The sequence below is a fragment of the Isoptericola sp. MSGPD8_1_ISO-PGPR-S23-394 genome (assembly GCF_058072785.1).
Genome location: NZ_CM176517.1, coordinates 471,050 through 482,730 on the forward strand (window position 1 = coordinate 471,050; position 11,681 = coordinate 482,730).

Consider the following 11,681-nt stretch of genomic DNA (forward strand, 5'->3'; position numbering starts at 1 on the left):
GGTCGCCACCCGGCTCTCGGGTGGGCCGGTACCGAGCAGACAGGTTGACCCAGGGGCAGAGTCAACCGTGGCTCGGCGTGGTGCACTTCGGGAGCCGGCTTCGAGACGATCGCGGACGCGTTGCGTGCCGGTGGCCGAGCGCCGATCAGCGGATCGGCTGACTCCTCACGTCCGCGTCCCGCCGTCGTTCGTTCACCAGAAGGACGACGGCCACGACGACGCCTGCGATCCCGAGGAACGGGGCGATGAGCCCGGCCCAGGGGAGGCTCGACGAGAACGTCGAGAAGTCCCACAGGCCGTGAAGGAGCATGGCGGGGACCAGCGACCCCGTCGAGCGGAACGCCAGGTAGTACACGGATCCGAGTCCGAACTGGATGACGACCTGGAGGAACGCGAGCGATCCGATGCCGAAGAAGAAGTTGGGCAGGTGCAGCAGCGAGAACAGGGCGGTGGAGAGGAACCAGACGCCCATCTCGCCGAACCGGCTGCGCAGCGCGACGAAGAGCTGACCGCGCGCGACGACCTCCTCGTTGAACCCCACCAGGACGCTGCCGATCACGAGGAGGATCCACATCGTCATCGTCACCCGGGAAAACTCACCGAACACCAGGTTGAGGACCGCGACGACGGCCATGATCACCGGGACGACGGCGCCACTTCTCGGGAGCCGCTTCGTGTCACGCAGGGTCGGCCGCCACCACCCCAGGACCGAAAGGCCGACCAGGATCACCACGAGGCCACCACCGAGGGGTGCCACGTACCACCTCAGCAGCGTCTCTTCGCTCTCCCCGACGCGGGCGTAGTCGATGCCGTTGACTATCCAGACGGCGTAGAAGACCGCCAGGTAGGTCGCGAAGAGACCGAGGCCCAGCCAGACCCGAGGACGGACGCGCAACGCTGTCGTGCCGGACGTTGTGTGCATGACGGCAGGAGAAACCATGTGGTCCGGACACGGTCAAGCCTGCCGGTCCGCCGTCAGGCGATGAGCGACTGCCCCCCGTCGACGAACACCTCGGTGCCAGTCACGTGGCTCGCCGCGTCCGAGACGAGGTAGGCGATGGCGTCGGCCACCTGCGCCGCCTCGCCCGATTCCTCGCCGGTCAGCGGGATCTGACCCTCCGGGTACTCGGCCTCGACACCCAGGTCGTCGGTGTTGCGCTGCTCGGTGTTGTCGTCGATCTCGGTGTCGATCGCGCCGGGGCACACGGAGTTGACCCGCACCCCGCGCGGTCCGAGCTCGACGGCGGCCATGCGCGCGAACGCCACCTGGCCCGCTTTACTCGTCGCGTAGGCCGACGCGCCGGAGTTGCTGAACGTGCGCGTCCCGTTGATCGACGAGACGACGACGACCGCGCCGCCCTGCCGCACGAGCAGGGGTACCGCGTACCGCACGGTGTGGAACGTGCCGGCGAGGTTCGTGTCGATCGTGCTCGCCCAGTCCTCGGGCTCCAGCTCCTCGAGCGGGGCCCAGACGCCGTTGACCCCGGCGTTCGCGACGACGACGTCGAGCCGGCCGAGCTCCTGCTCGACCCGGTCGAGCACGTCGCGCACCATGGCCGCGTCCTCGACGTTCGCCGCCACCGGGAACGCCGTGCCGCCGTCGCCCCGGATCTCCTGCGCGACGTCGTCTGCGCTCTCCTGCCGGTGTCCCAGCGGGACGACGGTGGCGCCTTCGCGTGCCAGGCGTACCGCGGTCGCCCGACCGATACCGGACCCGGCGCCCGTGACGAGCGCGACCTTGCCTTCCATCGTCATGGTGCTCCTTCCGTGGTCGACGCCGTCGACGCTAGCCACGGTGCCCGCACCTCGCGCGCCGGAGGCGGCCCTCGCGGCGGCGGGCTCGTCCCGCACTCACCAGGTGCTGCCGAGCCCGCCGGCGAGCTCAGCTCAGGCGGCGCGTGAGGTGCACGACGACGGGGTCCCCGACGTCCTTGGTCAACCGCTTGCGCAGCTTGGCGTTGAGGGACAGCATCAGCTCACCGCGTCCCGTCGGCATGAGGCCGACGTTCTCGAGCGGGACGTCGTCGACGGTGGCGTCGACCCGGACCGAGCGGCCCGTCCCGAGGAGCTCGGCCGCCCCGGAGAGCTCGACGCAGGGCCAGACCTCCCCCTTGACGTCGACGCCGATCGGCGCGGTGAACGTGTGGTCGAGAGCGTGGGGCACAGGTGTCCTCCGGTGGCTGGAGCGGGTTGTCGTCGTCTGGACCGGGTGGCGTCGCCGAACTCATCGGTCGCGGAGAGTGCCGCCGTCGTGCCCTCAGCCGGTCGGGCAGCCGCGGAGCGCGGTGCCGGGGAACGTCGGCACGGGCCGCGCCTCGGCCTCCGCGGGCGTCAGGGCCAGGCCGTTGCGCTCGATGTCCTCGATGAGCCAGTCCATCTCGGCGATCTCGCGGTTCTGCGCCTCGATGATCTCGACCGCGAGCTCGCACACCCGCACGTCGGAGATCTGTGCGCGCTCGGACCGCGTGATGGCCAGAGAGTGGTGGGGGATCATCGCGCTCATGAACGCCGTGTCGTCGACCGTCACCTGGCTCCGGTCCAGGGCGGCACCACCGGCGAGGAGGACCAGGCTCGCGACGACGATCGCCACGTTCGCCTTGGTGTTCTTGTACATGTTCAGCATCCAGGCGAGCATGATCAGGCCCATGGTGCCGCCCATGGTGATCGCCATGAAGACGCGGCTCTGGCTGAAGCGGACGTGGCTCCACTCCCAGGAGCCGACGAACATCACCCAGTACATGACGACCATGGCCGTGAGGATCATCGCGGCGAAGCGCAGGTACATGCCGGTCTGGTGACCGTCGGAGCCGTGCTGGTGCTGGTCGTCCGAGTGCTGCGTCTCGGCGTGCTGAGCTCCGCCGTCGTGCTGCTCCTCCGCCGTCATGGGTTCGGCCCTCCCATCGTTGCCGGCGCGGAAACCTCTGAGCTGTGGTGCTCTCGACGCTACAAGCGGGGTTCCGTGCTCGCACCGGACGTGACGATGCAGGGCAGCAGGGTTCAGCGAGCGGTCCCGTGGTCGAGGATGCGCGCGTTCACCCGCGCCTGCCAGTCGCGCTGCTCCCACATCGGATGGTGCGGTGCCGCGTTCGAGCACAGCACCACGCCCCACACGCCGTGCTCCAGCGCCGTGTCGATGCCGTGCTCGGCGAGCGCCCGGCCGATGCTGCCCTCCTCGAACGTGCCGTGCAGGGGCGTGTAGCCCACCCAGCCCTCGCCGACCACGGCCGGGACACCCTGCCAGCGCGCCCACCGGGCGATCGCGATCGTGCGGGACTCGATCTCGCGCAGCATGACCGCCTCGTACGGCGGGTAGTGCTCCTCCAGCCAGGCGTCCCAGGCCTCCGGGTCGATCCAGTCGTACCCGTAGATCATCTGGTCGGTGACGACGGTGGCGCGGTACTTCCACTCCGCGGCGCGCCCGTAGCCGGCGACGTCGGGGGTGTCGTCGCGCAGCATCCGGGCCAGCTCCGCGTTGGGGAAGTCCGCGCTGCCCTCGGACCGGATGTCGAGCACCTGCTGCAGGGCGTCCAGCACCCCGTAGCTGTACACGTGGAACTGGGCCGCGCCGAGCCCGTCCGGCACCTGGTGCATCGCCAGGTGCGGCGGCTTGCCGTAGCTCGCGGTGATCAGCAGGTCCGGGTGGCGCTGGCGGAGCCGCCGCAGCGCCGGGGCGCCCTGGTCGAGCACCGGCAGGATCGAGAAGTCGACCTCGTTGTGCAGCTCGACGAGGGCGATCTGCTCGCGGAACCCGTGCGCGGTGAGCCATCCGATCATGCGGTCCCACGCGTCGGCGAGCGCCGCGTACCGCTGGTCGAGCGGCACCGCGTCGATCGCGTCGAACCAGGCCGACGACGCCGCGAACGCCGGCGACTGCTGGTACTCCCAGCTCGCCAGCACCACGACGACGCCGTGCCGCCGGGCCGCCTCGAACAGGGCGAGCAGGCGCTCGCGCAGGTCGGTCGTGTAGCCGCCCGGTGCGTCGTACCAGCGGGTGCGGCGCCCGAAGTACCCGCCGTCGGGGGAGGGGCCGAGCCCCTGGACCTCGAGGGCACCGGCCTGGTCATCCAGGCCGAGATCGCCGCAGAGCAGCAGCGGCGCGGCGCAGATCCGGATCGTGTTGTACCCGAGCGCGGCGGCGTCGGCGACGGCGGCGTCCAGGTCCTCGTAGGGGTCGCCGGGACCGGCCTGGGTGTACCAGGAGAAGTCCCACAGGGTGATGGTGAGTCGTCGCGGCAGGTGCGCGGGCACGGGGCCGGTGAGGCTGCTCTCGTCGGCGGTGAGGTGGCCGGAGCCCAGGTAGCGCTCGGTCATGGTCGGATCCCTTCGGTGAACGTGCGTCCGGCGGCCGCGAGCCGCCGGAGGGTGGCGGCCGTGCGTGCCCGGGAGGCGCCGGTCCCGGTGTCGAACAGGTCCAGCTCGGGCAGCGACGTCGCGAAGTAGTCGACGTCGTCCGCGGCCTCGACGAGGGCGGCGGCCCGTTCTTCGAGCTCGCGCCACACGGCGACGGCGGCCCTCCGGTCGCCCAGGCGTGCGTGCGCCACGCCGATCCAGTAGGTCTGCTCGTCCGCGGGGCGAGGGTCGACGGCGAGCGGGGTGGTGGCGCGCGCCTGCTCCCACGCCGCGCGAGCACCGTCGTCGTCCCCGGCCGCGGCGCGGCAGTCGCCGAGCAGCACCCACCGCTCCGCCGGGCGCTGCGCGGGGTGGCGCCCCTCGCCCAGGGTGCCGGGAGGCGTGAGCCCGGCCTCCAGGAACGCCGCTGCCTGGGCCGGGTCCGCCTCGGCCGTCCGCCGGGCCCGTGCGCAGGACGCGCGGTCGAACGCGGCGACCGCCCGCCCCTCACCGCCCTCGAAGGGCCGGAACGTGCGGCTCGTGAGGATCGTCCAGGCCGCGTCCACGTCGCCGACGTCGAGCAGCAGCTCGACGTGCCGCAGCGCGAGGTCGTCCCGCGCGTCGAGGAGCTCGCCGTGGGTTCGCAGCAGGTCGAGGCGGGCGGCCGGGTCGAGCCCGCGGCGTTGCGCGAGCACGTCGCGCTCCAGCACGAGGCGGGCGTCCCCGCGCAGGGCCAGCGCCTGCTGCAGAGCACGGTCGGCGAGCTCCTCGTCGTCGTCGACCGTGACGGCCGCGATCGCGAGGTTGCGCCACACGACGGGGTCGGGCGACCCGCAGGCCGTCGCGTGCCGCAGGTGGTGCAGCGCGTCGGCGGCGCGTCCGGCGTCGAGCAGCCACATGCCCAGCAGGCCCGCCGCGACGTCGTCGTCCGGGTCGGCGACGAGGGCTGCCTCGAGTGCGTCCCGCTGGTCGAGGCCGGCCGGGAACGCGAGCGCGACCGCCGTCGTCCGGGCCTGCCGTCGCTCGTCCGCGGCCCGTGCGGCGCGTCCCGCACGGTCGAGCCAGTGGGCGCGCAGGTAGTGCCGGATCGGCCCGGCGAGGCCGCGTGCCGGGACCGCGGTGACGTCGTCGGCGGTGGCGTCGAGCGCGGCGTCGTACGCCCCGGCACGAGCCAGCTCGGCGCCGACGTCGAGCGGGGTCCGGGCGTCGCCGAACGCGTGCTGCCCGAGCAGGGCGGCGGTGGCCACGTCGAGGGGGTCGACGGCGTGCTCGCGCTCCAGCAGCCCGCGGGCGCCCTCGGCGTCGCCGAGCGCCTGCCGTGCGAGGGCCGCGACGCGACGTGCCTCCGGGATCGTGCCGGCCGCGTCCGCCAGCCGGCGGGCCGCCTCGGCGTCGCCGCGACGCAGGGCCAGGCGTGCGCGCGCGAGCTGCGCGGGAGCGGCCCAGGCGGCGTTCCAGGTCGCCCGGCCGAAGGCGCGGTCGGCGGCGTCGTCGTCCCCGAGACGCTCGCACGCCAGACCCAGCAGGTAGGCCGACTCGCCGTCGCGCGGGTTGAGGTTGCGGCGCGTGAGGCGTGCCCGTGCGGTCTCGAGCGCGGTGCGGGCGGCCGCGTACTCGCCGCGGACCAGGTGCCACGACCCGAGCGCGGTCGCGGCACGGGAGTCCGCGGGGTCGCGGCGCAGCGCCTCGCGCAGGTAGGGCAGCGGCGAGCGGGTGGGGTGGCGGTACTGGTGCAGGTGCACGGCCGTGAGGTACAGCTCGTCGCTCGACGCGATCTCCGCGGGAGCGTCCGGCGCGGTCGCGACCCACGGCTCGTCGTCGGGTGCCGCGACGGCGGTCCAGGTGACCAGGACGCGACCGGCGGCGAGGACCTCGACCCGCTCGACGTCGTCGGAGTCCACCGTCCGGACGACCGGGCGGTCGGGGCCCAGGTCGACGGTCCACTCGCCGACGACGCCGTCGGTTCCGTGGGCCCGTACCGTCGCGCCCGCGTGCGCACGGGTCGCCAGCACCCCGACCTGCACCGCACCGTCGCGGGCCGTGACCGACACGGCGGCGTCCGTGCTCGCCTGCCGGGCCGGGCCGATGCGATGGATGGGGTACCAGTACTGGCTGAAGGTCTTGGTCTCGCCGGGCAGCAGCCAGGCGAAGTCGGGCTGGTTGTCGGTGTAGACGCCGGCCATCAGCTCGACGTACGGGCCGTCGGTGTCGGTGAGCTGGTCGTCCCACGCCTGACCGAGGGGACCGTTCCCCCAGGTCCACTGCTTCTTGCCGGGAGAGATCGACCGGTCGGCCCAGTGGACGAACCCGGCCTCGGCGCGGTGGTCGTAGCCGCCGAAGAACTCCTGCTCGGTGTCCGTGACCATGTACGACGTCGGCACGGGGATGTTGGAGTAGAGGTCGATGCGGTCCGCGTCGGGCCGCCTGGCGGTCAGCGCCGGGTAGTCGACCCCGTAGTAGGGGCGGTCCGCGCGCGGGAACGTGGTGATCGCCCGCCGCGCGTGGTCGGCGACCATCGCCACGCCGTCGGGGAAGAACGACTGGTACTCCTCGTGTGCCCGGGCGGCCACGTTCGCCCACCACAGGAACGTCTGCGGCAGATCGGTGCGGTTGTGCAGCAGCACCTCCGCCTCGATGACGGAGCTGTCCGGACGCAGGCGGACGCCGTGCGTGCCGCGCATGCGCTGCAACGGGTCGAGGTCGCTGTGCCAGACGACGACGGCGCCGTCGGCCTCGCGCTCGATGCGGGTCTCCACGGGCAGGAAGGTCGCGGGCCGGTGGTGCTGCGGCCAGTTGAACTCGACCCCGCCGGAGATCCACGGCCCGGCGAGCCCGACGAGAGCCGGCTTGATGACGTTGTTGCGGTAGAAGAAGTCGTAGTCGGCGACCTTGTCGTAGCCGACGTGGATCCGGCCGCCGATCTCGGGCAGCAGCATGAGGCGGACGGAGGCGTTCTCGAGGTGGACGGCCTGCCAGCGTCGCGGCGCCTTGGTCGCGGAGACGCTGTCGATCAGCGGCAGCGGATAGACCTTGCCGCTCGACCCCTGGTACACCCGCCGGTCCAGGAAGAGCGGGTAGCCGTCCGGCTCGCCCGGGCGGTAGGTGTCGATCTCGACCGGCTCGCTCCAGCAGGCGACTCCGCCGTCGGCGAGGAGAGCGGCTTGGTCGGCAGGGGGGTCCGGGAGCTGGAGACGGCTCGTGGCGTCGTCGTAGGTCGGCACCCGACGAACCTACGGTGCTGCGGGAGCGGGAACCATGGCGGATCAACCATGAGGCATGGACGTTTCGCTGATGTACCCGTGACATCATGCCGGCATGGAGAAGGCTGACGGGTTCGAGCACCAACGCCTGAGCGTCGTGCCGAGGCCACTGGTCGACGCCGCCCTGCTGCGCCCCGGGACGCGCCGCATGCTGGTGACGGACGCCGGATACTTCCCGCGGGCCCGGGACCACGGCCGGCACCGCCCCCAGGGGGCCCCGGAGACGATCGTCATCGTGTGCGTGGCCGGGTCCGGCTGGGTCGAGTCGGGCGGCGTGCGGACCCGGGTCGGGACGTCGACGGCGATCGTCCTGCCCGGCGGCGCGCCGCACGCCTACGGTGCGTCGCCCGACGATCCCTGGACGATCTGGTGGTGCCACGTGCGCGGCACCGATGTGCCGGAGCTGGTCGGGGCCATCGGTGCGCGCCCCGATGCCCCCGTGGTCTCGTTGCGCGCGGTCGAGACCGTCACCGCGCTCCTGGACGAGATCGCCGTCACCCTCGCCCGCGACACGACGCCGGCTCGCCTGCTCACGACCGCGGGCATCGCCTGGCGCCTGCTCACGCAGCTGGCCGTCGACCGGACGCTGGCCGAGCAGGGCACGCCCCTGCAGCGGGCGATGCGGTACTTGGAGGAGCGGGTCGACGGGCGCATCCAGGTTCCCGAGCTCGCCGCGATGGTGGGGATCTCCCCCTCGCACCTGGCCTCGTTGTTCCGGGAGGCCACCGGGGGAGGGGTGCTCGCTCACCACACCGCGCTGAAGATGGCGCGGGCACGGGTCCTCCTGGACACCACCGACCTGCCGGTCGCCGATGTCGGCCGGCAGGTCGGCATGGACGACCCGTTCTACTTCTCGCGGCAGTTCCGCAGGATGCACGGCGTGAGCCCGCGGGGATATCGCGAGACCCGCAAGGGGTGAGGCGTCAGCCCTTCGACGCGCCCGACGTCAGATCGGCTCGCCAGAACCGCTGCAGGGCGATCATCAGGACCACCAGGAGGACCGCCGACACCGCCGACCCCGTCACCACGAGCTGGTAGAACATCGGGTCGCGCTGGGTCTGCGAGTTCCACAGGGTCAGCCCCAGGGTCACCGGGAAGGTCTTCGTGTCGTTGAGCATCACGAGGGGCAGGAGGTAGTTGTTCCAGATCGTCACGAACTGGAACAGGAAGATGGTGACCAGCGCCGGGCTCATCATGCGGGTGGCGATCGCGGCGAAGATCCGCAGGTCGCCGGCGCCGTCGAGCCGCGCCGCCTCGACCACCTCGTCCGGCACGCTGGCGTTCGCGTGGATGCGGGCCAGGTAGACACCGAACGGGCTCACCATGCTCGGCAGCAGGACGGCCCAGTAGGTGCCGGTGAGCCCGACGCTGTTGAGCAGGAAGTACAGCGGCAGCGCGATCACGGTCGCGGGGACGAGGACGCCTCCCAGGATCACGGAGAAGAGCATCTCGCGGGCGGGGAAGAGGAACTTCGCGATCGCGTAGCCGCACGCCGCGGAGATGATCGTCGCCACCAGTGCGCCGAGCCCGGAGTAGACGATGCTGTTGACGACCCACCGGGAGAAGATGCCGTCGCTCTCGGTGAAGAGCCCGACGAGGTTCGACCACGCCTGGGGGCTGTCGGAGAACCACAGCCCGAACGTGGAGAACAGGTCGCCGGGGGACTTCGTGGCGGCCACCAGGACCCACACGAGCGGCAGGAGGAAGTAGACCGCGGCCACGACGAGGGCGCCGTTGACCGCCAGGGTGCTGACCGTGGGGGTCGATCGGCGCGAGGCGGTCACCATGCGCGGTTCCCCTTCCTGTTGACGAGGCGAAGAAATCCGAAGGAGAACATGAACCCGAGCACCGCGACGATCACGGCCATCGCGGCGGCGAGGTTCGGGTTGCCCTGCGAGAACGCCTGGTTGTACGCCGCGAGGTTCGGCGTGTAGGTCGAGCTGATCGCCGTCGTCAGCGGTTGCAGCACGAGCGGCTCGACGAAGAGCTGGAGCGTGCCGATGATCGTGAAGACGGTCACGAGGATCACGGAGGGACGCACGAGCGGCAGCTTGATGTGCCAGGTGATGGCCCACATCGAGGCCCCGTCCATGCGGGCCGCCTCGCCGAGCTCCGCGGGGATGGCGTCGAGCGCGGCCATGAGGATCACCATGTTGTATCCCGCGAAGCCCCAGAGCGCGATGTTGGCGATGGCGAACAGGACGTTGCCGCTGGCGAGCGGCTGGACGTCGATGCCGACGCTCGCGAGCACCTGCAGGACCGGGCTGGTCGCCGGGATGTAGAGGAACCCCCACAGCAGCGTGGCGATCACGCCGGGCACGCCGTACGGCGCGAACGCCAGCACGCGGAAGAAGCGCGGTGCTCGGGCGCGTCCGCTGTCCAGGAGCAGCGCGAGCCCCAGGGCGGTGACGACCATCAGCGGCACCTCGATCGCCGCGAACGCGAGGAGGCGACCGAGGCTGGCGACGAAGTCCGGGTCGGTCAGCGCTCGCCCGTAGTTGTCGAACAGGACGAACGTGGTCTCGGGGGCGCCGAGCCCGAGCCCGGAGCTGCGCGTCGACAGCAGGCTCTGGACGATCGCGTAGACGATCGGCGCGACGAAGAACAGCAGGAACATGACGACGAACGGCAGCAGGAGCACCCAGAGGGCGGGCCGCCGCTGCGGTCGACGTCGCACAGGCGAGGTGGTAGTCACGAGGGCCTTTCCCGACGGCGGGGACCGGAGCGTCCGGCCCCGGTCCCCGCCGCGTGGCGTCAGTTGACCGAGATGCCGCGCTCCTTGAGCGCTGCCACCATGTCGGTCTGCGTCTGTCGGTAGGCGTCGACGAGCGGGGTGCCCGTGTCCACGGCGTTCTTGACGTTGTCCGTGAGCGAGGCGAAGAGCGTCGACGAGAGCGGCGGCCACGTCCACGACGTGTCCACCGCGGCGTCGGACTCCGCGAAGACGTCCCAGATGTCCTGGCCGCCGTAGAACTCGAACACCTCCGGGTCGTCCTGGAGGGACGCGATCTCGCTGGTGTCGGCGATGGCCGGCCAGCCGGCGCCGACGTTGGTGAGGATGTCGACGCTCTCCGGGTCGGAGTTCAGCCAGAGGGCGAACTCCGCGGCGGCCTCCGGGTGCTCCGACCCCTTCAGCACGGCGCTGGCCGATCCGCCCGCCCACGTCGCCGAGACGTTCTCGCCGGCGGACCACTGCGGCACCGCACCGACGGCCCACTTCCCAGCCGTGTCAGGTGCCGTTCCGCGCAGGATCGCGTCGGCCCACGACCCGGAGATCCACGTGACGATGTTGCCGTTCTGGAGGTCCGCGTTCCACTCGTTGGAGAAGTCCGCCTCGACCTTGACCAGGTCCTCGTCGATGAGCTTCTGCCAGAACTCGGCGACGGTCAGCGTGGTCTCGTCGTCGATCGACACCGTCCAGGCGTCGTCCTCCGCGGTGAACCACTCGGCACCGCCCTGCTGCGACAGACCGATGAGCCACGGCGCCTGGTTGAACGCGAAGGCGGTGATGTAGCGGTCGGGGTCCGACGCGCGGATGACCTTGGCCGCCTCGTAGTACTCCTCCCACGTCTCGGGGTACTCGATGCCGAGGTCGTCGAAGATGTCCTGCCGGTAGAACTGCCCGAGCGGGCCGGACGCCTGGGGCACGGCGTAGACGCGGTCGCCGAAGACGCCGGTCTGCCACTGCCAGGGCACGAACGTGTCCTCGGCGTGCGCGACGTGGTCGGTGATGTCCTCGAGCGCGTCGTTGACCAGGAAGTCGGGGATCGCGTCGTAGCCGAGCTGGACGACGTCGGCGGGGTCGCCGGCCTGCACGGCAGAGAGCATCTTCGCGTACCCGCCGTCCGGCCCGGCGGTGATGGTCTCGAGGGTCACCTGGATGTCGTCGTGCGAGGCGTTGAAGGCGTCGACGGCCTGGTCGATGTTCGGTACCCAGGACTGGAAGGTGAGCTCGACGGGCTCGTCGGCGCTCCCGTCGTCGGACCCGGCGGAGCACCCGGCGAGCATGACGACGGCTGCGGCCCCACCAGCGATCAGCGTGGTGAACCTCGCGCGGCGCGCGGCATAGATGGACATACAAGCTCCTTTGCG

General features: G+C 71.6%; 10 protein-coding genes. 1 reads left to right on the forward strand and 9 read right to left on the reverse strand.

The features are described 5' to 3' along the window. Positions 1-145: 145 nt before the first annotated feature. From AC3RJ8_RS02075 to AC3RJ8_RS02100, 6 genes are all read right to left on the reverse strand, one after another. A complete protein-coding gene (locus tag AC3RJ8_RS02075) occupies positions 146-922 on the reverse strand; it encodes a CPBP family intramembrane glutamic endopeptidase (protein WP_489714310.1) in 777 nt (258 codons plus the stop codon). 53 nt (positions 923-975) lie between these two features. After that, entirely contained in the window at positions 976-1,794 is an 819-nt protein-coding gene (locus AC3RJ8_RS02080; protein ID WP_489714311.1) for an SDR family oxidoreductase, read from the reverse strand. Between the two features lie 88 nt (positions 1,795-1,882). Continuing rightward, on the reverse strand, positions 1,883-2,164 hold the full coding sequence (locus AC3RJ8_RS02085) for a DUF1905 domain-containing protein (RefSeq protein ID WP_489714312.1): 282 nt from the start codon (positions 2,162-2,164) through the stop codon (positions 1,883-1,885). Positions 2,165-2,257: 93 nt separating this feature from the next. After that, the gene (locus AC3RJ8_RS02090) at positions 2,258-2,884 is read right to left on the reverse strand and encodes a DUF305 domain-containing protein (protein WP_489714313.1); all 627 of its coding nucleotides are present in this window, start codon (positions 2,882-2,884) and stop codon (positions 2,258-2,260) included. A 113-nt stretch (positions 2,885-2,997) separates the two neighbouring features. After that, positions 2,998-4,311: a cellulase-like family protein gene (locus tag AC3RJ8_RS02095; protein WP_489714314.1), complete on the reverse strand. Its 1,314-nt coding sequence runs from the start codon at positions 4,309-4,311 to the stop codon at positions 2,998-3,000. Next, on the reverse strand, positions 4,308-7,550 hold the full coding sequence (locus AC3RJ8_RS02100) for a DUF5107 domain-containing protein (RefSeq protein WP_489714315.1): 3,243 nt from the start codon (positions 7,548-7,550) through the stop codon (positions 4,308-4,310). The genes AC3RJ8_RS02095 and AC3RJ8_RS02100 overlap by 4 nt, the downstream gene beginning before the upstream one ends. 94 nt (positions 7,551-7,644) lie before the next feature. On the opposite strand from AC3RJ8_RS02100, the gene AC3RJ8_RS02105 reads away from it, so the two are divergent. Beyond that, positions 7,645-8,508, forward strand: coding sequence for a helix-turn-helix domain-containing protein (locus AC3RJ8_RS02105; RefSeq protein ID WP_489714316.1), 864 nt, complete (start codon positions 7,645-7,647; stop codon positions 8,506-8,508). Positions 8,509-8,512: 4 nt separating this feature from the next. Here AC3RJ8_RS02105 and AC3RJ8_RS02110 read toward each other — a convergent pair whose 3' ends face one another. The 3 genes from AC3RJ8_RS02110 to AC3RJ8_RS02120 all read right to left on the reverse strand — a co-directional run bounded on the left by AC3RJ8_RS02110 (position 8,513) and on the right by AC3RJ8_RS02120 (position 11,666). Further along, on the reverse strand, positions 8,513-9,376 hold the full coding sequence (locus AC3RJ8_RS02110) for a carbohydrate ABC transporter permease (protein WP_489714317.1): 864 nt from the start codon (positions 9,374-9,376) through the stop codon (positions 8,513-8,515). Then, positions 9,370-10,266 (reverse strand): carbohydrate ABC transporter permease, encoded by an 897-nt coding sequence (locus AC3RJ8_RS02115; RefSeq protein WP_489714318.1) that lies wholly within the window; start codon positions 10,264-10,266, stop codon positions 9,370-9,372. The genes AC3RJ8_RS02110 and AC3RJ8_RS02115 overlap by 7 nt, the downstream gene beginning before the upstream one ends. A 77-nt stretch (positions 10,267-10,343) precedes the next feature. Next, positions 10,344-11,666 carry an ABC transporter substrate-binding protein gene (locus AC3RJ8_RS02120; RefSeq protein WP_489714319.1) on the reverse strand — a complete coding sequence of 441 codons (1,323 nt, stop codon included), beginning with the start codon at positions 11,664-11,666 and terminating at the stop codon, positions 10,344-10,346. Positions 11,667-11,681: the final 15 nt, after the last annotated feature.